Consider the following 19,962-nt stretch of genomic DNA (forward strand, 5'->3'; position numbering starts at 1 on the left):
GCCGGCACTTCGCCGCCCTCCTCCGGCGATGTCAGGCCGGGCAGCAGCGCTTCCGGAGTTCGGAGATGACGTCCTTCTCGCGCGCGTTGAGGTCACCGTCCACCGTGGCCACCCGTTCGGCTACGTCGAGGAGGTCGCTCAGGTCTCCCGGCTCGGCGTCCATGCGCCGCCACACCTCGGCGGGGTCGATGTCGATCAGGTGGGCGAGTTCCTCGTCGACGACCTGATGCCGCTCGCGGACCATGCTGACCAGATGCCGCATCAGCAGTGCCTCGTCGTCGGCGATCGTGCGGTTCGCTTTGATCACGAGCCACGCCACCCACAGCATCAGCTGCGGGTGCTTGCTCCTCTTGCTCAGATTCTGGGCGATCTCGATCACACGTGCTTCGTTGCGGAAGACGGCCTGTGCGTGCCGACCCGCGAGGAGCGTCGTGTAGCGGTTCAGCACCGCCGCGAGGGGGACGCCGACCAGGGGGATGCCGATCTTGATGACGTTGCGCTGCAGGAGGTACTTCCCTACGACGGGGAATCCCTTCGCCGCGGCCAGCACCGACTTGGAGTAGAAGCGCTTGATCAGCGGTCGCATCATCGCCGGGACCGCCTTGATCACTCCTTCTCGCGCCACTTCCCCGCCCTTGATCGTGAAGGCCACCCGGATGAGCTTCCACATGTCGTCCGGGTCGGACACGTCGACCGGGACCCGGTAGAGCACGGAGATGTCGTAGGCCAGGCGGAGTTGGAGCCGGGTGACGAACGCGACGTCCACCATCATGGTGGCGACGGCCGCCGGGACGGTGGCCGGTGAGGCCCCGCCGAGACTGCCGAGAGTGGCGGCCACGGCAGCCGTGTACGCACTGGCGGAGAGGCCGCCTTCGAGCGCCGCGTACCGGGCCGCCATCTTGATCCGCTGGTCGATGACCGCATCCGCGGGAACGCCCTCGTACCGCTCCTGGAAGTAGCGCCAGTCGACCTTCTCCGTATAGGAGTTCATGGCCTGGGACATGAGCTTCGTGAACCAGTTGCCCGACTTGATGTCGTCCGCGCTCAGCCCTTTGACGAACGCCTTCAGCTCGGCCCGTTCCTCCTCGACGGCCTTACGGTCGGCGTCGTCGTCCCCATCGGTCTCGGCGGCGTCCATCGGAGTTTCGATCACGGCGAGTTCCCCCCAGCGGTTCAGCGAGGGGCCACGCGGCCAGGTCAGGAACCGCCGACGTCACGGCACAGCGCCTCGGTGAGCAGCATCCTGGCCGACGGATGCCCCGTTGAGCTGCAACCTTAGCTTCTGGCGGTGCTGTTGGGGCGAGAGCTGAGGTCTCTGCCGCCAACGCCGCGACCGGCGGCATCCGTTGTCAGTGGCGGGCCTTACGGTCGAACGTGTGATCAGGCAACGAGGTGAGGGGGAGGGGGAACGGTGAGGCAGTTCGCGGGGGAGTTCGAGATTCATCTGACGGTCGAGCCGCGGGCAGGTGAGGGCGGCGGAGAGGATCCCGCGCGCCTGTGGGCGGAGCGGTACGGGCTCAAGTACACCCGGATCCTGCTCGACCGGGGGCGGACGCCGGACCAGCCGATGCTGACCGGCCGGGGAGGCGGCACCCTGGCGGGCCAGCGGAGAGTGGCGCGCGGGTGGGCGGACCGGTTGCGCGAGGACGGCTTCCGCGTGGCCCGGGTGAAGATCGAGGCGGCGCCCTGGAACGAGGAGGTGCCGGGCACGGATGCCGAAGCCCTGCTTCTCCCCGGGCACTGCTACTTCGAGCACCACCTCAAGCTCGTCCTGCGCGAGTCGCATCTCGGCGCGGTCCGCGCGCTGGCCGAGTCGCACTCCGCGCACCTCTCCCGCAACGCCCGCCGGGAGGCGGCCGGCGGACTGCACGAGCGGTTCGTCACACAGCGATGCCGTGGGGTGGGGCGGCCCGAGGCGGGGCGCCGCCTGGACGCGCTGGTCGCGGCGCTGAAGGACGCGGGGTACGCGATCGTGGAGGTGGAGCGGGAGTTCGTCGTGTACGACGACAATCCCGGGGCCGACTCGGGCTGGATAGCGGGTGATTCGGCCTTCCCGGCGGTGTCCGTGCCGGTGTCGGCGCCGATCCTGCCGGTGCCGGTGCCGGTGCCGGTGCCGGTACCGAGTCCGGCTCCCGTGCCCGGAGCCGCGCCGTCGGCCACCGTCCGGCCGCCGGCCACCGTCCTGCGCCCGGCATCGAGGCCCGCGTGACCGGCCCCCGGCACGCCCACCCGTCCGCGCGGGCTCCCGTGCCGTCGTACGGCTCCGAAGCGGGCCGTCGGCCGCTCGCCGGCGGACACCGAGCGGCCCGGAGGGCGGCGCTGGACCACGTGCTGAGTCTCGTCGCGGAGGCGCCGTGGAGCGACGGTCTCGTACTGCGCGGAAGCATGGTCATGCAGGCCTGGGTGGGCGACGCGGCCCGGGAACCCGCCGACCTCGACTGGGTGGTCGTCGAGGAGAACGCAGGGGTCGATCCGCTGGACCCCTTTCCGTACGTCGACGGCGTCGAAGAGGTCCAGCAGTGGCCCGAGGCCGCCGCCGGCGCGGCGCGGTACGAGATGTGGGCGTACGAGGAGTTCGGCACCGGCGGGCAGCGGGCCGTACCGCCGCCCGAGGGGCTGCGCTGGATGAGCGAGGCGGACCTCGCGGAGCCCCGCCCGCCGTACCGGGACCTGCTCGAACGGCTGGCCCGGTCGCCGCAGGCCGCCCCCGGCCTGCTCCTCGATCCGGAGGCCGCGCGCCCGGACGGCACCTGGACCTACGGCGAGTACGACACCCCCGGCGTACGTCTGCTCGTCCCGTGGCACGCGGACGGCCTCCCGCCGGGTGAGGTGCAACTGGACTTCGCCCGGGACGAGATACTCCCCGAGCCCCCGGTGTGGACGGCGATCCCCCGGGGCGCGGGCGGCGGGCCCACCCCCGTGCGGACCGTCGGCCCGGACGTGGCTTTGGCGTGGAAGCTGCTCTGGCTGCACCTGGACGGCCGGGACGGCGGCCGGGCGCGGGGCAAGGACCTGTACGACGCGGTACTCCTCGCCGAGGCGGCGCAGGCGCCTCTTCCGGCACGCCTGCTGCGGACGGTCTTCCGGCGGGCCGCGTGCGGAGCGGCGGACGCGGCGGACACCTTCCGCCGCCCCGGCGAGGTGGCTCGCTGGGACGTGGACTGGGACGGATTCCGGCAGGAGTACCCCTGGGCGCAGGGGACGGCGGAGGAGTGGCTGCACCGGCTCGCCGGGGCCCTGGACCCGCTGATCCGCTGATCACGCGGTCGTCCCCTCCGGAGCAACTCGCTGTCCGGGCAAGGAAAGACTTGCGATGATCGGGCAAGGGGGCCGGGGTGCGCCCCGGGCGGCCGCGGTGAAGTGGTGGCCGCGTCACGGGGGAGAGGGCGGTGCGTGATGACGGGTGACGGGAACAACACGGGCATGGCAGGAGGCGGGCGCACGGGGGCCGGTACCTGGGAGAGGTTCGGGTGGCGCGAAGAGAGCCTGCCCCAGAGCCCGCTCGACGAGGACACGCGGTCCCGGCTCGAACTGCCCTCGACGCTGCGTCCGGTCACCGACCCGCGTGCCGTGCAGCGTTCCGTGTTCGACCCCGCGCTGAAGCAGTACAGCAACGCCTACCGGGCCGCCGACCCGCGCTTCCCCGACCCGCCGGTCGAAGACGCCTGGCGTGCGGCCCGCCGTACGGCGCTCGACCTGGTCCTCACCGCCGTCGCCGACTCCGCATGGGCCGACTCGCTCGTGCTGCGCGGCAGTGTGCTGCTGCGCGCCTGGTTCGGTGACGCGGCACGGGAGCCGGGGGACCTGGACTTCGTCGTCACCCCGGCGTCGTGGGGGATCGAGGAGGCGCGTACGTCGGCCATGCTCGACGGCATCGCCGGGGCGGCCGAGGCGGCTTCCCACCGCGCCGGCACCGTCGTACGGTTCGACGCCGCCGGTGCGGTCGGAGACGACATCTGGACGTACGACCGCGTCCCCGGACGGCGTCTGGTGCTGCCCTGGACCGCCGAGGGACTGCCCGGCGGAACCGTTCAACTGGACTTCGTCTTCAACGAGTCACTGCCCGCGGCACCCGAGGCCACCCTGATGCCCTCCATGTCGGGCGACGCGCGGATCCCGCTCAACGCGGCCACGGCCGAACTGTCGTTGGCGTGGAAGGTCATGTGGCTGTGCACGGACATACACCCTCAGGGCAAGGACCTCTACGACGCCGTCCTGCTCGCTGAGCACACGCCCTTGCGTCACGAGCTGTTGCGGCAGGTGTTTCTCCACGCGGACCCCTCCGAGGGGTGCCGTCCGGTGGGCCTCGACGAGATCGCGGAGTCCGCGCGGGCCGCCGAATGGGGCCACTTCACCGCCGAGTACCCCGAAGTCACGGGAACGGAGGACGACTTCGCGGACAGGCTGTGCACGGCTCTCGCGCCGACCTTCTCCACCGCCGATTAGGCCGACCGGGCCGAGGGCGACGGCACGGACGCGGGACGGTCCACCCGCGGACACCGGCGGGGAAAAACCGGTGGGCGCGAGCATGCCGTGCTTCCTACACTCGCCGTGCGGCACGCGCCGGTCCGAGGTCTTCGGCGGCGCGCTGTTCCGCCACCGATCACCGACCACCGATCACCGAGGGGAGCCCGGCCGTGCGTGACCGTACCGCAGTCGTCGTGGCTCACCCGTCCCGGTCCGAGGTGATCCTGGTGTCCTCGTCCGTCCGGTGCCCGCTGCGCGGCCGGCACCGGATGCCTGTGACGAGCATCTGACCGAACAGAACCGACCCGAACCGACCCGACGCGACTCCGGGCGGACCCAACTTCCCTTCTACTCTGGGCAGTCGGCCAGGTCAGTCCTCCGGGTTCCTCGTGCCCTCGTCCGGGAATCGCGCCGCCCCTTCTCCTGCTCCGCAGAAAGGCCTCGGGCCATGCGCACCCGCCCCACCACTCTCGACAGCCTCGCCACCATCCGCAACCTCGGCATCCTCGCCCACGTCGACGCGGGGAAGACCACCGTCACCGAGCGGATCCTCTACGCCACCGGCACCACCCACAAGCGCGGGGAGGTGCACGACGGCACCACCGTCACCGACTTCGACCCGCAGGAACGCGACCGGGGCATCACCATCTTCGCCGCGGCCGTCAGCTGCGCCTGGGACGGACACCGGATCAACCTGATCGACACCCCCGGGCACGTGGACTTCGCGGACGAGGTCGAACGCGCGCTCAGGGTGCTGGACGGAGCCGTGGCCGTCTTCGACGCCGTCGCCGGGGTCGAGCCGCAGAGCGAGTCGGTGTGGCGGCAGGCGGACCGGCACCGGGTGCCCCGCATCGCCTTCGTCAACAAGATGGACCGCGTCGGTGCCGACCTCGACACCGCCGTCGAGTCCATCCGGGAACGGCTCCATCCGGCGCCGCTCGCCACGCAGTTGCCGATCGGAACCGAGGAGCGTTTCACGGGCGTCGTGGATCTGGTGCGCATGCGCGCGCTGGTGTGGGACGACGCCGGCGGGGCTCCCGGCACGCTCGTCGAGGGCCCGGTACCGGACGGATCGCGGGACGAGGCGCTGCGCAGACGGCGGCTGCTGGAGGAGGCGGTGGCGGAGCTGCACCCGGCCGCGCTGGAGGAGTTCTGCGACCGGGAGACGCTCTCCGGTGCCACCCTCACCGGTGCCCTGCGCGATCTCACCCACAGCGGTGCGGGCGTCGTCGTCCTGTGCGGGTCCGCGTACCGCGACCGGGGCGTCGAGCCCCTGCTGGACGCGGTGGTGGCCTACCTGCCGTCACCGCTCGACGTACCCGCCGTACGCGGAGTCCACGAGGACGACGGGCAGGTGAGGGCCGCCGATCCTCAAGCACCCTTCGCCGCACTCGCGTTCAAGGTGAACGCGAACGGCACGGGACGGCTGACCTATGTGCGCGTGTACTCGGGCACGATCGAGAAGGGAGACACCGTGCGCGACGCGGGCAGCGGGCGCACCGAGCGTGTCGCACGGATCCTGCGGGTCATGGCAGACCGGCACGCCCAGCTCGACCGCGCGGCGGCCGGCGACATCGTCGCGCTCGTCGGCCTGAAGACGGCGCGCGCCGGTTCGACGCTGTGCGACCCCGCCGCTCCGCTGCTGCTGGAACCGCCCGTGGTCGCCGAGCCCGTGGTCTCCGTGGCCGTCGAGGCGCGCCGCGCCACCGACACCGGCCGTCTCGCGACGGCTCTGGCGCGGCTGGCCGAGGAGGACCCCTCCCTGGTCGTGCGCACCGACGACGAGACCGGGCAGACCGTGTTGTCCGGCATGGGTGAACTGCATCTGGAGGTCGCCGTGGAGAGGATCAGGCAGGAGGGCGGATTCGAGGTCGCGGTGGGCAGGCCGGGGGTCGCGCACCGGGAGACCGTGCTGCGCGGGGTACGCGGACTGGTCCACCGGCACGTCAAACAGGACGGCGGCGCCGGGCAGTTCGCGCACATCGTTCTCGACGTGGAGCCGCTCGGAGGCGAAGTCGGCGTCACTGGCTTCGAGTTCCGGTCGGCCGTCGTCGGCGGACGGGTTCCGCAGGAGTACGTGCGCGCCGTCGAGACCGGATGCCGGGACGCCCTCGCCGAGGGCCCGCTCGGCGGGCATCCGGTGACCGGGCTGCGCGTCACGCTGACCGACGGTTCCACGCATGTGAAGGACTCCTCCGACATGGCGTTCCGCACCGCCGGCCGGTCCGGCCTCCGCGAGGCCCTGCGCACCTGCGCGATGGCCCTGCTGGAACCGGTCGCCGACGTCACGGTGACCGTGCCGGCGGACGCGGTCGGCGGCGTCCTCGGCGACCTGGCCGCCCGGCGCGGCCGTGTCACCGGCTCCGAGAGCCGCGCCGGCTCGGCGGTCCTCACCGCCACCGTGCCGCTGGCCGAACTGTTCGGCTACGCGACCCGCCTGCGCAGCCGCACACAGGGCCGGGGCACCTTCACGACCCGCCCCGCCGGCTACGCGATGGCACCGGGCCCCGTGGCGGCGGCCGGCGGGTCGGCTCCGGGGGCGGACACGGTCCGGTGACCGTGACGTGGGTGTCGGCTCCGGCTCCCGCGGTGGTTCCGGTCCGGTGACCGTGACCGGCCGGCGTCCGGGCAGGTGGGCGTACGACCGGTCGCCGGGGTCGCGGTCATGGCTGCGGTGCCGGCTGTGACCGGGTGAGGGTGTGCCGGTGGGTGTCCCGTACGGGCGCTCACCGGCACGTCCCTGCGCAGGCTGTCCCGGCGAGCCCGTCGAACGGGCGGGTGAGCGCCGGCGGCCGGGACTGGTGGGCCGTAGTGGGACTGGGCAACGCGCTGGTCACCGTCACTGTCATCGACGTCGACCCGTGGCGCCGGGGGCCGGGGGACGAGGGAGGGGGATGGGCGACGGGATCGTCACCCGCGGCCCGCTGTTCGCACGCGTCGAGGCCGTCAACGAGGCTCTCATACGCGGCGAATGAGTCGTACCCGTGGACACGTGAACGCGCCCGCCCTTGCCGGGCTTTCCGGTTTCACGAGGTGAACGTCGTTGTATGGAAGGGCACTTCGAGGAGCGCGCTTCCGTCCGAGTCCGCCCTGGTCGTGCCGCCCGCGGTCGCGAAGCCGGGATCCACCCCTGCCGTATCCCTTGACGAGCCCCCGTCCAAGGGTTTAACTCACGTCCTAAATTAAGCCATGAGGGGATTGGGGAGGCGAACGGCGTGCCGACGCCCGTCACCACCCCCCTGGTTCTCGACTCCCGGAAAGGGACACCAGGAGCCATGCGCAGCATCCGAGCCGCGGCCGTAGGTGCCGTCACCATGTCTCTCGCCCTCGCGGCCACGGCCTGCGGCGGGGGTTCGTCCAGTAACGACGGGTCCGGCGACTCGCCGAAGACGCTGACCTACTGGGCCTCCAACCAGGGCGCGAGCATCGCCGTGGACAAGCAGGTCCTGCAGCCCGAACTGGACAAGTTCGAGAAGCAGACCGGTATCAAGGTGAAGCTGGAGGTCGTTCCCTGGACCGACCTGCTCAACCGGATCCTCACCGCGACCACTTCGGGCCAGGGACCCGACGCGCTGAACATCGGCAACACCTGGAGCGCCTCCCTGCAGGCGACCGGGGCGCTGCTGCCCTGGGACGCGAAGAACTTCGCGAAGATAGGCGGCCGGGACCGGTTCGTCGACTCCGCGCTCGGATCCACCGGGGCCGAGGGCAAGGACCCGGTCGCGGTGCCGCTGTACTCGATGGCGTACGCGCTCTACTACAACAAGAAGATCTTCGCCGACGCCGGCATCGCGGGACCCCCCGCCACCTGGGACGAACTGGTCGCCGACGGCAAGAAGATCAAGGCCAAGGGCAAGTCCGTGCTCGGCGCCGAGGGTTCGAACCTCTCCGAGAACATCCACCACGTCTTCGTGTTCGCCAAGCAGCACGGAGCCGACTTCTTCGGCCCCGACGGCAAACCGAACTTCACCGACCCCAAGGTGGTCGCGGCCGTCCAGCAGTACGTCGGCCTCATGGCCAAGGACAAGGCCATCCCGCCCGGCGACGCCGAGTACGCGCAGAACCAGTCCGTCAGCGACTTCGCCAAGGGCAACCAGGCCATGCTGCTGTGGCAGTCCGCCGCCGCCAACCTCAAGTCGCAGGGGATGAGCGAGGACGCGTACGGCATCGCGCCCGTGCCCGTGCAGTCCGGCACCCCCGGCACCGGCACCCAGGTCAACTCGATGGTCGCCGGCATCAATCTCGCCGTCTTCCGCAACAGCCACAACCCCGACGGCGCGGCGAAGTTCGTGAAGTTCATGACCAGCGACGACGAGCAGAAGATCCTCAACAAGGCCTACAGCTCCATCCCGCCGGTCAAGTCGGCCCAGGAGGACCCGGCGTTCACGGCGCCCGCCAACGCGGTCCTGAAGAACACCCTCGCCACCAGCGCCGCCGCGCTGCCGCAGGTCGCCTCCGAGTCGCAGTTCGAGACCGCGGTCGGTACGGCGGTCAAGGACCTGTTCGCCGACGCCGCCGCCGGACGCGCCGTCACCGCCGACTCCGTCAAGGCCAAGCTGGAGAAGGCCCAGCAGCAGATGCCGGCGGCCTGAACGCGATGACGACCACCACCACCGCTCCGGGCGAGTCGGTGCGCACAGCCTCCCCCGGTGCGGCGCGCGGCCCGCGCCGCACCGGGCGGATCCGACGCGTCGGACTGCCGTACCTGCTGCTCCTGCCCGCCCTGCTCCTCGAACTCCTCGTCCATCTCGTGCCGATGGTCATCGGCATCGTGATGAGCTTCAAGGAGCTGACCCAGTTCTACATCCGGGACTGGGGCACCGCCCCGTGGTCCGGCATCGGCAACTACAAGGTGTCGGTGGACTTCGACGCGCCCGTCGGCGAGGCGCTGCTGCACTCGTTCCTCGTCACCGTCGGCTTCACCCTGCTGTCGGTCGCCCTGTGCTGGCTGACCGGCACCGCCGCCGCCGTCTTCATGCAGGACACCTTCCGCGGCCGCGGCCTGCTGCGCACGCTGTTCCTGGTGCCGTACGCGCTGCCCGTCTACACGGCGGTCATCACCTGGGTGTTCATGTTCCAGCACGACAACGGCCTGGTGAACCACGTCCTGCACGACCAGCTGCACCTCACCGGCGAACCGTCCTTCTGGCTCATCGGCGACAACAGTTTCTACGCCCTGCTGACCGTGTCGGTGTGGAAGGGCTGGCCGTTCGCCTTCCTCATCGTGATGGCCGGCCTGCAGAACATCCCGCGCGAACTGTACGAGGCGGCCGCTCTGGACGGCGCCGGGATGTGGCAGCAGATCCGGCGCATCACCCTGCCGTCGCTGCGCCCCGTCAACCAGGTGCTGATCCTGGTGCTGTTCCTGTGGACGTTCAACGACTTCAACACCCCCTACGTCCTGTTCGGCAGGTCCGCGCCCGAGGCCGCCGACCTCGTCTCGGTGCACATCTACCAGGCGTCCTTCGTCACCTGGAACTTCGGCACCGGCTCCGCCATGTCCGTCCTGCTGCTGCTCTTCCTGCTGGCCGTCACGGGCGTCTACCTGCTGCTCACCTCGCGCGGCGGAAGGAGGAAGGCCCGTGCGTGACGCGACGGCCCGCAACTCGCCCATGGCATCGCCGCGTTCGTTCCTGTGGTCGCGGCGTGTGTTCCTGACCCTGCTCACCGGGTTCGTGCTGGTCCCCGTCTACGTGATGGTCTCCAGCTCGCTGAAACCCCTCGCCGACGTCACGGGCAAGTTCCGCTGGCTGCCCAGCGAACTGACCTTCCGGCCGTACATCGACATCTGGTCGACCGTGCCCCTCGCGAAGTACTTCGTGAACTCGCTGATCGTCTCGGGCGCCGCGACCGTCTGCTCGGTCGTCATCGCCGTCTTCGCCGCCTACGCCGTCAGCCGCTACGACTTCCGCGGCAAGCGCGTCTTCACGGTCACCGTCCTGTCGACCCAGATGTTCCCCGGCATCCTCTTCCTCCTCCCGCTCTTCCTCCTCTACGTCAACATCGGCAACGCCACCGGGATCGCCCTGTTCGGCTCGCGCGGCGGACTGATCCTCACGTACCTCACCTTCTCGCTGCCGTTCTCCGTCTGGATGCTGATCGGGTACTTCGACTCGGTGCCCCGCGACCTCGACGAGGCGGCGCTGGTGGACGGCTGCGGGCCGCTCGGCGCGCTGCTGCGGATCGTCGTGCCGGCCGCGATCCCCGGCATCGTCGCGGTCGCCGTCTACGCCTTCATGACCGCCTGGGGCGAGGTCCTCTTCGCCTCCGTCATGACCAACGACACCACCCGCACCCTCGCCGTCGGACTCCAGGGCTACTCCACCCTCAACGACGTCTACTGGAACCAGATCATGGCGGCCTCACTGGTCGTCAGCCTCCCGGTGGTCGCCGGGTTCCTGCTGCTCCAGCGCTATCTCGTCGCCGGTCTGACGGCGGGCGCCGTCAAGTGACCCACACCCCCCGCTCCGAAGGGACTTCCGTGTCCGAACCCATCGACCTCGCCGCACTCCCGCACGACTTCCTGTGGGGCACGGCCACATCGGCGTACCAGATCGAGGGAGCCGTGGCCGAGGACGGCCGTTCGCCGTCGATCTGGGACACCTTCTCGCACACCCCCGGAAAGACCGACAACGACGATCACGGCGACATCGCCTGCGACCACTACCACCGCTGGCCCGAGGACGTCGGCCTGATGCGCCGCCTGGGCGTCAACGCCTACCGGCTGTCCGTCGCCTGGCCGCGCGTGATGCCCGACGGCAACGGCCGCGTCAACGCCAAGGGCCTCGCGTTCTACGACCGGTTGACCGACGCCCTGCTCGACGCGGGCATCACCCCCTCCGTCACCCTCTACCACTGGGACCTGCCCCAGGTCCTCCAGGACCGCGGCGGCTGGCCCGAACGCGAGACCGCCGAACGCTTCGCCGCGTACGCCGCGGTCGTCGCCGAACGCCTCGGCGACCGCGTCAACCACTGGGCCACCCTCAACGAGCCCTCCTGCTCGGCCTGGATCGGCCACCTGGAGGGCAAGATGGCCCCCGGCCTGACCGATCTCACCGCCGCCGTACGCGCCTCGTACCACCTGCTCCTCGGCCACGGCCTCGCCACCCAGGCGATCCGCGTCGCGGCGCCCGGCGCCCGCGTCGGCATCGTCAACAACCTCTCCACCGTCCACCCCGTCACGGACAGCCCCGAGGACCTCGCGGCCGCCCGCCGGCACGACGGCCACGTCAACCGCTGGTGGCTCGACCCGGTGCACGGCCGCGGCTTCCCCGCCGACATGGTCGAGACGTACGGCGTCGAACTCCCCGAACAGCCCGGCGACCTGGAGACGATCGCCGCCCCGCTCGACTGGCTGGGCCTGAACTACTACTTCCCTGCGTACGTCGCCGACGACCCCGAGGGCCCCGCCCCCTACGTCCGTTCCGTGCGCCGCGAGGACGTCCCGCGCACCGGCATGGACTGGGAGATCGACGCCGGCGGCATCGAGGCCCTGCTGCTGCGCCTCACGGACGAGTACGCGGCCCGCAAGATCTACGTCACCGAGAACGGTTCCGCCTACCCCGACCTCGTCGCACCCGACGGCACGGTCGACGACCCCGAACGCCAGGACTACCTGGAGCGCCACCTCGCCGCCTGCGCCGCCGCGGCCCGCAAGGGCGCCCCCCTCGCGGGGTACTTCGCCTGGTCGCTCCTCGACAACTTCGAGTGGGCCTACGGCTACGCCAAGCGCTTCGGCCTGGTCCACGTCGACTACGCCACCCAGACCCGCACCATCAAGGGCAGCGGCCACCGCTACGCGGACATCGTCCGCGCACACCGCAGCCGGGGCCACCGGGCCGCCTGAGCCCGGCCCGGAGGAGCCGGGGCGGGCACGCCTCCACGAGCGTGGTGCCCACCCCGGCGTCCGACCCTCACGCATCCCCGCGCGGTCCCGCTGGATGCCGCGGGATGCCGTCGCGGCCGCCGGGTGCCGGCGTCGCCGCTCGCTGCGCGAAGGCAACCGCGCGTCCGTGCGGTCACGCGTTCGGGTGATACCCCGTGACGTGGGGACGCGAGGGGATCGCCGCTCGTTCGGATCAGTGACGACCGACGACCGGATCGGCGATCAGCTTCGGGGGAACTCATGGGCCTGTCCTTTCACCGCAATCCTGACGGCACGACCACCGGCCGCAACAGCGCCAGCGGCTTCGCCGTCACGGGGGCGGACGCGGAGGAGGTGCGGCGCCGCGTCTATGCGGAAGCGGGCTGGGAGTACCACGACCCGCCGCCACCGGTACGGCAGGGACACCACCGGTTCGTGCTGGTGGACGACGTGTTCGGCGGCGCTGATGCCGACGATCTCCGCTACGCGGGACTGCTGGAGAACCCTCCCGAGGGATGCCGGCCGGTCGACCGGGGGTGTTTCGCCCTGGAATGCGAGCGACCCGGATCCACACTGCTCGACGCGGTGGCCGACACCGTCGCCGAGATCCGGCGCGTGCACGGGCTGGTCATGAACGGCCTCGGCGTCGAGAAGCCCGACGAGTGGTTCGGGGACGGGAGGGACGGCCGCAAGGGGGAGATCGTCGCCCATCTGCTGCTCACGGCTGTCCACCGGGCCGGGCTGTCGGGCTACGGACGCCGGGATCTGGTGCGGCTCCTCGACGCGACAGGCATCGGGGGGTGAACGCGGACATCGGTGCCACGCGTATCAACCGTGCGTGGGAGGATCGGCCGTCATGAGCGCATCGTCGGCAGTCCGTGGCCTGCGGGCCGCGGTGTTCGCCGCGGTGTGCGTGCTGCTCGCGGCCGCCGGCCACGGGCTCGCCATGGGGGTCATGCCCCGGCCCGGTGTCGACGGGGCCGCCTTCCTCACCGTGGCCGGGCTGGGGTGGCTCCTCGGTGGCCGGGAGCGCTCGCTGCCCGGGATCGGCGCGGTGATGCTCGCGACCCAGGCCGCTCTGCACGTCACCTTCGACGCGGCTCAGCGCGCCACCGGCCCCGCATCCCCCTGGGCCGGCTCCACGGGGAAGACCCACCTGCCCGGGCACCACATGGGCGGTCACGCCATGCGCGCCATGAACGCCATGCACGGCATGGAGGCGATGCGCGGCATGCGTGGCATGGATGCCGTGCACTCCCTGCAGGCCATGGGGGCCATAGGCGGCGGGGGCGGCGGGATGCGTCCGCACGCTCTCACCGCGCACGCCACGGCCGCGCACCTTCTCGCCGCGCTCGTCGCCTCCTGGTGGCTGTGGCGTGGGGAGGCCGCCGTGTGGGGGCTGCTGCGGCGGGCCGGTGCGCTCGTGCCGGGGCTCGCCGCCTGGTGGGGGAACGTGCCGCTGCCGGTCCCGGTCCCCGTCCCGCTCCGCTTCCCCGCCGTCGCCGGCCTGCCGTGCCTGCTGCCGCTGCGGCACGCGGTGAGCCGTCGCGGCCCCCCGGTCCCGATCCCGTACTCGGCCTGACCGTCCCTCACACTTCACCCGTACGGAGATCCACCCACTCATGTCCACGACACACACCAGCACCCGCACCCGCTCCGCCCTGCGCCGCGCCGGCACCCTCACCGCCGTCACCGCCGCCGCGCTCCTCGCCGCGGCCGGTGCCGCCTCGGCGCACGTCACCGTCCACCCGGAGAGCTACGCCAAGGGGGCCACCGACGGCGTCCTCACCTTCCGGGTGCCCAACGAGGAGGACACCGCGAGCACCAGCAAGGTGCAGGTCTTCCTCCCCACCGACCACCCCGTGCTCGGGGTCCTGGTCCACCCCCAGGACGGCTGGAAGCCCAAGGTGACCACCACCAGGCTCAAGACGCCGGTGAAGACCGACGACGGGACCATCACCGACGCCGTGTCCGAGATCACCTGGACCGGCGGCAAGATCGGCGCGGGGCAGTACGAGGACTTCGACGTCGCCTTCGGGCAGCTGCCCGAGGACACCGGTCAGCTGGCGTTCAAGACGCTCCAGACATACTCCGACGGCAAGGTCGTCCGCTGGATCGAGGCGCCCGCCGCCGGCGACGACGAGCCGGAGAACCCCGCACCGCTGCTGAAGCTCACGGCGGGCGACGACGACGCTGCCCCGGCGGCGTCGAAGAGCGGCTCGGACAGCGGATCCGTCAGCGGCTCCAAGAGCGGCTCGGACGACGCGTCCAAGTCCGCCGCGGCCGACTCCGACGACTCGACCGCGCGCGGCATCGGCACCGCCGGCCTCGTCGTGGGGGTGCTCGGCCTCGCGGTGGCGGCCTTCGCGATCGTCCGGAGCCGGTCCGCTCGGTCGTAGACCGCACGGTCCGAGAGCGCGCGTCCGGCCTACCGCGCGTCCGGCTAGCGCGCGTTACCGGTCCTCCGGTCCTCCGGTTCACCGGTCCTCTGGCTCACCGCGCCTCCGGCTCACCGCCGTTCCGGCCCGCTGCCGGTCGTACCCGCCGGCGCCGGCCGCGGATCGGGGCGCACCGCGACACCGCGGTGCGCCCCACGCGTGAAGGCCCCACGCGTGAAGGCCCCACGCGTGAAGGCCCCACCAAGAGGGCCCGCATGTGTGGCCCTGCACGTGTGAGCCCGCACATGTGAGCCCGCACATGTGGCTTCCGCGCACGAAAGAGCCCCGGACCGGCGATCGGTCCGGGGCCTGCGAGTCGCCGCTCCCGCGCTCAGCGCGTCGCCAGCTCCAGTTCCAGGTCGAGATCCAGCACCTGCGGCTCGACGGCCGGTTCCTCCACGACGGCAGGACGGGAGTGGCGCCAGAGCCACACCACGTCCCGGCCGAACGACCACACCAGTGAGCCCAGGGCGAACAGCACCACCGCGAGGTCGGCCGCCTGCGGCAGCAGGTCCGCGCCGGCCACGAGCAGGCAGATGCCCTGGAGGGCTGCGACCGTCTTGCGGGCGAAGGACGGGGGCAGCGCGGCGTTCAGCCAGGGCGCGACCCGTGCCGCGGCGACGAAGACGTAGCGCATGCCGCCGATCAGCAGGACCCACGGGCCCAGCCGCATGGAGACGTACACGCTGAGCACGAGGATCAGGAACGCGTCGACCTCCATGTCGAAGCGGGCCCCGAGCGCGCTGGAGGTGCCGGTGCGGCGGGCGACCTTGCCGTCGACGCCGTCCAGGATGAGCGCGACGGCCGTCAGGCCGACCAGCAGCGTGACCGGGGGCGAGCTCTCGAAGGAGTCCGCGACCAGCGCGGTCACCCCGCCGACCAGCGTGGCCCGGCCGAGCGTGACCCGGTTGGCGGGACCGAACGAGCGCAGCGGGGAGCGGTGCAGCGCGCGGGCGAGGACGGCCCAGGTGGCGAACGCGAAGGCGAGCCCGGTGAGCCAGCCGGCTATGCCCATGCCGATGGCTGTGCCGAGCAGGGCCAGCAGCAGGATCTGTATACCCGCCCCCACAGCGGTCTCCTGCTGGAGCCTTGCGTCATACGTGTTGTTCAGGGCCACCGCACATCCTCCGGCCGAGTGACAGAGTTGATCATCGCCGCGTACTGTGCGCGGCCTGTGCACTTCTCGGTACGTGAACAAGTTCCCGATCGTTCAGGAGGATGCCGATGAACCCTTCGGCGCGCGCGTTCTGGCTGCGCTCACCCGGCCACGGTGAGCTGCGTGACATCACCCTCGCGGAGCCGGGGGAGGGCGAGGTACTGGTACGCGCCCTGTACTCCGGGGTCAGCCGCGGCACCGAGACCCTGGTGTTCCGCGGCGGGGTCCCGGCCGGCCAACACGGTGTGATGCGGGCGCCGTTCCAGGAGGGCGACTTCCCCGCCCCGGTGAAGTACGGCTACCTCAGCGTCGGGGTGGTGGAGGCGGGGCCGGATGAGCTGATCGGGCGTACGGTCTTCTGCCTGTATCCGCACCAGAGCCGTTACGTCGTTCCGGTGAGCGCCGTGACGGTCGTGCCCGAGCGGGTCCCGGCCGCGCGGGCCGTGCTCGCCGGGACCGTCGAGACGGCCGTGAACGCCCTGTGGGACGCGGCCCCCCTGGTCGGCGACCGGATCGCGGTGGTCGGCGGCGGCATGGTCGGCTGCTCGGTGGCGGCGCTGCTCGCCCGCTTCCCCGGCATACGGCTGCAGCTGGTCGACGCCGACCCGGCCCGCGCGAAGACCGCCGAGGCCCTCGGCGTCGACTTCGCCGCCCCCGGCGACGCGCTCGGCGACTGCGACCTCGTCGTCCACGCCAGCGCCACAGAGCAGGGCCTCACCCGGGCCCTGGAACTCCTCGCGCCCGAGGGCACGGTCGTCGAACTGAGCTGGTACGGCGACCGGAGCGTCACCCTGCCGCTCGGCGAGGCCTTCCACTCCCGCCGGCTCACCGTCCGCAGCAGCCAGGTCGGCACCGTCTCCCCGGCCGCCCGCGCGGGCCGCGGCTACGCCGAACGGATGGCACTCGCCCTGGAACTGCTCGCCGACCCGGCGCTCGACGCACTCATCACCGGAGAGAGCGCATTCGAGGAACTGCCCGAGGTCATGCCGCGTCTCGCCGCCGGCGAGATCCCGGCCCTGTGCCACCGCGTCAGGTACGGCGACCCGGCCTGACCTGAGAAAAGAGTGAGGAAGCACTGAACGCGGGGAAGCGAAGAGCCGTACTAGACGTCAACCCCCGTCACCAACCGAGGGGGCATCAGACGCGCCGCACCTGGAGGGTCGTCCGTTGTTCAGCATCACCGTCCGCGATCACATCATGATCGCCCACAGCTTCCGCGGCGAGGTCTTCGGACCCGCGCAGCGACTGCACGGCGCCACGTTCCTCGTGGACGCCACGTTCCGCCGCGAGCAGCTGGACGAGGACAACATCGTCGTCGACATCGGCCTGGCGACGAAGGAACTGGGTGCCATCACCGCCGAGCTGAACTACCGGAACCTCGACGACGAGCCGGAGTTCGCCGGGATCAACACCTCCACCGAGTTCTTGGCCAAGGTCGTCGCCGACCGGCTCGCCGAACGCGTCCACAAGGGGGCGCTCGGCGAAGGGGCCCGCGGTCTCGCCGGGATCGCGGTGACGCTGCACGAGTCGCACGTCGCCTGGGCGAGTTACGAGCGTGGCCTGTGAGCGATCTGACCGTCGAGCGGGCCCCGCTGGCCGGCGCGGCCGTACGGCCCGCCGCCCCCGAGAGCATCGGGATCATCCCCATGTCCCTGAGCACCGTGCACTTCGTCATGCCGGGCGGCGTCGACGACCCGTCCGCGCCCAGCGGCGGCAACGCCTACGACCGCCGGGTCTGCCTGGACCTGCCCGGCTTCGGCTGGCAGGTCGTCCGGCACGCCGCGTCCGGCACCTGGCCGGACCCGGCCCCCGCCGACCGGGAGGCACTCGCCCGCACCCTCGCGGAACTGCCCGACGACACGGTGGTCCTGCTGGACGGACTGGTCGCCTGCGGGGTGCCCGAGGTCGTCGTGCCCGAGGCCGAACGGCTCCGGCTCGCGGTCCTCGTGCACCTGCCGCTCGGCGACGAGACCGGCCTCGACCCGGCGCTCGCCGCCGACCTCGACGCCCGGGAGCGGACCGTGCTGCGGGCGGTGCCCGCGGTCGTCGCCACCAGCGACTGGGCGGTCCGCCGTCTCGTCTCCCACCACGGCCTCGCCCCCGAACGGGTGCATCTCGCCACCCCCGGCGCCGACATCGCGCCGCCGGCGCCCGGCACCGACGGCGTCTCGCACCTGCTGTGCGTCGCGGCCGTCACCCCGCGCAAGGGCCAGCACCGCCTGGTCGAGGCTCTCGCCGCGGTACGGGACCTGCCGTGGACCTGCGACCTGGTCGGCGGCCTCGGCCACGACCCGGAGTACGTCACCCGGCTGCGCGCCCAGATCGAGAGCTTCGGGCTCACCGACCGGCTGCGCCTGACCGGCCCCCGCTCCGGCGCCGCGCTCGACGCCAGCTACGCCGCCGCCGACCTGATGGTCCTCACCTCCTACGCCGAGACGTACGGCATGGCGGTCACCGAGGCCCTCGCCCGGGGCATCCCCGTCCTCGCCACCGATGTCGGCGGCGTGCCCGAGGCGGTCGGCCGCGCCCCCGACGGCGGTGTGCCCGGCATCCTCGTCCCGCCGGAGGACCCCGCCGCGCTCGCCGCCGAACTGCGCGGCTGGTTCGGCGAGGCCGACGTCCGCCGCAGGCTGAAGGCCGCCGCCCGCGGCCGCCGCGCGGCGCTCGGCGGCTGGCCGACGACCGCCCGCAGCCTGGCCGGAGTCCTGGGCAGGCTCCCCGGCGCCCCGAGGAGGGCGGCATGAGCGACACGCACACGATGACCGGGTCGGTCCCGGCCCAGCCGGGGCCGGGCGCAGCGGAATCCGTTCGGCCCGCGCCGGCCGGGGCAGACGTGCCGGGGACGGGCGAGGAGGCCTTCATGGACAGCGGACAGAGCGGAACCGCGGGTTCCTCCGTCATCGCCGGTGCCGGGCCCGTCGCCCGCCCCGGCGAGCGGGCCACCGTACGGCTGCGGGAGGACGATCCCGAGGAGCCGGCCCGGTACGCGCCCGAGTGGCTCCAGCTGCGGGAGGCCGCCGACGCCGACGCCCGCGCCGAGGAGCTGCTCAAGCCGCTGCGGGACCGGGCGGCCGGGGCGGAGGGCGGCGCGGTCGTGCACGATCTGGGCTGCGGCACCGGCTCGATGGGCCGCTGGCTCGCGCCCCGGCTGGACGGCGCCCAGCACTGGGTCCTGCACGACCGGGACCCGTACCTGCTGCACTTCGCGGCGGTCGCCTCCCCGCGCGCCTCCGCCGACGGCAGCCGGGTCACGGTCGAGACGCGGCGCGGCGACGTCGCCCTGCTCACCCCGGACGCGCTGGCCGGGGCCTCGCTGGTGACGGCCTCCGCGCTGCTCGACGTCCTCGACCGCGAGCAGCTCCGCACGCTCGCCGCCGCCTGCGCGGGCGCCGGTGTGCCGGCACTGCTCACGCTGTCCGTCGCGGGCCGGGTCGACCTCACGCCGTCCGACCCGCTGGACGACGAGATCGCCGAGGCGTTCAACGCGCACCAGCGCCGTGGCGGCCTGCTCGGCCCGGACGCCGTGCCCGTCGCCTGCGAGGTGTTCGCCGAGTACGGCGCCACGGTCCGGGTCCACCCGAGCCCGTGGCGGCTCGGCGCGGCGGAGTCGACGCTGACCGCCCAGTGGCTGCGGGGCTGGGTGGGCGCCGCCGTCGAGCAGCGGCCCGAACTGGCCGAGCGCGCCGAGCGTTATCTGCGGGACCGTCTGGCCGCCTGCGAGGCGGGGGAGCTGCGGGTCGTCGTGCACCACAGCGACCTGCTCGCGCTGACCGGGACGGCGGGGGACACGGCATGAGCGGGCGGACGGGGGACGGCGTGGGAGCCGGGGCGGGCACGGCACTGCGCTCGGCACGGGCCGGGATCCAGCTGCGGGTGACCGCCGCGCGCGGGCCGCGCGGCGGCTCCCGCGCCGCCGGCGCCGGCGCGGCACCGGCCGCCGAGGCCGCACCGGTCGTGCCGCGCCCCGCCCGCGGCACGACCGCGGCCGGCACCCCGGCCGCCACGGACGCACCGGTCTCCGCGGGCGCCCCGGTCTC

The 19,962-nt window shown here is 72.5% G+C and carries 17 protein-coding genes; 15 read left to right on the forward strand and 2 right to left on the reverse strand.

What is annotated here, in order from left to right:
* Nucleotides 1-31 precede the first annotated feature (31 nt).
* The gene (locus ACIPRD_RS18120; protein ID WP_356399347.1) at nucleotides 32-1,153 is read right to left on the reverse strand and encodes a hypothetical protein; all 1,122 of its coding nucleotides are present in this window, start codon (nucleotides 1,151-1,153) and stop codon (nucleotides 32-34) included.
* A gap of 258 nt (nucleotides 1,154-1,411) precedes the next feature.
* Between ACIPRD_RS18120 and ACIPRD_RS18125 the strand changes: the two genes are divergently transcribed.
* The 11 genes from ACIPRD_RS18125 to ACIPRD_RS18175 all read left to right on the forward strand — a co-directional run bounded on the left by ACIPRD_RS18125 (nucleotide 1,412) and on the right by ACIPRD_RS18175 (nucleotide 14,730).
* Nucleotides 1,412-2,209 (forward strand): hypothetical protein, encoded by a 798-nt coding sequence (locus ACIPRD_RS18125; RefSeq protein WP_401564102.1) that lies wholly within the window; start codon nucleotides 1,412-1,414, stop codon nucleotides 2,207-2,209.
* A complete protein-coding gene (locus tag ACIPRD_RS18130; protein ID WP_401564104.1) occupies nucleotides 2,206-3,258 on the forward strand; it encodes a nucleotidyl transferase AbiEii/AbiGii toxin family protein in 1,053 nt (350 codons plus the stop codon). Before ACIPRD_RS18125 ends, ACIPRD_RS18130 begins: the two co-directional genes overlap by 4 nt.
* Before the next feature lie 165 nt (nucleotides 3,259-3,423).
* Nucleotides 3,424-4,446, forward strand: coding sequence for a nucleotidyl transferase AbiEii/AbiGii toxin family protein (locus ACIPRD_RS18135; protein ID WP_401564107.1), 1,023 nt, complete (start codon nucleotides 3,424-3,426; stop codon nucleotides 4,444-4,446).
* Nucleotides 4,447-4,915: 469 nt separating this feature from the next.
* Nucleotides 4,916-7,024 (forward strand): elongation factor G, encoded by a 2,109-nt coding sequence (fusA, locus tag ACIPRD_RS18140; RefSeq protein WP_401564109.1) that lies wholly within the window; start codon nucleotides 4,916-4,918, stop codon nucleotides 7,022-7,024.
* Nucleotides 7,025-7,742: 718 nt separating this feature from the next.
* Nucleotides 7,743-9,059: an ABC transporter substrate-binding protein gene (locus tag ACIPRD_RS18145; RefSeq protein WP_401564112.1), complete on the forward strand. Its 1,317-nt coding sequence runs from the start codon at nucleotides 7,743-7,745 to the stop codon at nucleotides 9,057-9,059.
* Between the two features lie 5 nt (nucleotides 9,060-9,064).
* Complete coding sequence (locus ACIPRD_RS18150; RefSeq protein ID WP_356399333.1) at nucleotides 9,065-10,057, forward strand: sugar ABC transporter permease; 993 nt, start codon at nucleotides 9,065-9,067, stop codon at nucleotides 10,055-10,057.
* Between the two features lie 22 nt (nucleotides 10,058-10,079).
* Nucleotides 10,080-10,919: a carbohydrate ABC transporter permease gene (locus ACIPRD_RS18155; RefSeq protein ID WP_401564226.1), complete on the forward strand. Its 840-nt coding sequence runs from the start codon at nucleotides 10,080-10,082 to the stop codon at nucleotides 10,917-10,919.
* Nucleotides 10,920-10,948: 29 nt separating this feature from the next.
* The gene (locus ACIPRD_RS18160; RefSeq protein WP_401564114.1) at nucleotides 10,949-12,313 is read left to right on the forward strand and encodes a GH1 family beta-glucosidase; all 1,365 of its coding nucleotides are present in this window, start codon (nucleotides 10,949-10,951) and stop codon (nucleotides 12,311-12,313) included.
* A 279-nt stretch (nucleotides 12,314-12,592) separates the two neighbouring features.
* Nucleotides 12,593-13,135: a hypothetical protein gene (locus ACIPRD_RS18165; RefSeq protein WP_356399329.1), complete on the forward strand. Its 543-nt coding sequence runs from the start codon at nucleotides 12,593-12,595 to the stop codon at nucleotides 13,133-13,135.
* 52 nt (nucleotides 13,136-13,187) lie between these two features.
* Nucleotides 13,188-13,913 carry a hypothetical protein gene (locus ACIPRD_RS18170; RefSeq protein WP_401564117.1) on the forward strand — a complete coding sequence of 242 codons (726 nt, stop codon included), beginning with the start codon at nucleotides 13,188-13,190 and terminating at the stop codon, nucleotides 13,911-13,913.
* 40 nt (nucleotides 13,914-13,953) lie between these two features.
* Nucleotides 13,954-14,730, forward strand: coding sequence for a YcnI family protein (locus ACIPRD_RS18175; protein ID WP_401564119.1), 777 nt, complete (start codon nucleotides 13,954-13,956; stop codon nucleotides 14,728-14,730).
* A 370-nt stretch (nucleotides 14,731-15,100) separates the two neighbouring features.
* On the opposite strand, the gene ACIPRD_RS18180 is transcribed toward ACIPRD_RS18175, so the two are convergent.
* Entirely contained in the window at nucleotides 15,101-15,886 is a 786-nt protein-coding gene (locus ACIPRD_RS18180; RefSeq protein WP_356399323.1) for a CDP-alcohol phosphatidyltransferase family protein, read from the reverse strand.
* 107 nt (nucleotides 15,887-15,993) lie between these two features.
* On the opposite strand from ACIPRD_RS18180, the gene ACIPRD_RS18185 reads away from it, so the two are divergent.
* From ACIPRD_RS18185 to ACIPRD_RS18200, 4 genes are all read left to right on the forward strand, one after another.
* Nucleotides 15,994-16,977 carry a dehydrogenase gene (locus tag ACIPRD_RS18185; protein ID WP_356399321.1) on the forward strand — a complete coding sequence of 328 codons (984 nt, stop codon included), beginning with the start codon at nucleotides 15,994-15,996 and terminating at the stop codon, nucleotides 16,975-16,977.
* Between the two features lie 115 nt (nucleotides 16,978-17,092).
* Nucleotides 17,093-17,491 (forward strand): 6-pyruvoyl trahydropterin synthase family protein, encoded by a 399-nt coding sequence (locus ACIPRD_RS18190; RefSeq protein WP_401564123.1) that lies wholly within the window; start codon nucleotides 17,093-17,095, stop codon nucleotides 17,489-17,491.
* Nucleotides 17,488-18,669, forward strand: coding sequence for a glycosyltransferase family 4 protein (locus ACIPRD_RS18195; RefSeq protein WP_356399317.1), 1,182 nt, complete (start codon nucleotides 17,488-17,490; stop codon nucleotides 18,667-18,669). The genes ACIPRD_RS18190 and ACIPRD_RS18195 overlap by 4 nt, the downstream gene beginning before the upstream one ends.
* Nucleotides 18,666-19,721, forward strand: a complete 1,056-nt coding sequence (locus tag ACIPRD_RS18200; protein ID WP_401564126.1) for a class I SAM-dependent methyltransferase — start codon at nucleotides 18,666-18,668, stop codon at nucleotides 19,719-19,721. Before ACIPRD_RS18195 ends, ACIPRD_RS18200 begins: the two co-directional genes overlap by 4 nt.
* Nucleotides 19,722-19,962 lie beyond the last annotated feature (241 nt).

Source organism: Streptomyces sp. NPDC090108, assembly GCF_044747185.1.
Classification (GTDB): domain Bacteria; phylum Actinomycetota; class Actinomycetes; order Streptomycetales; family Streptomycetaceae; genus Streptomyces.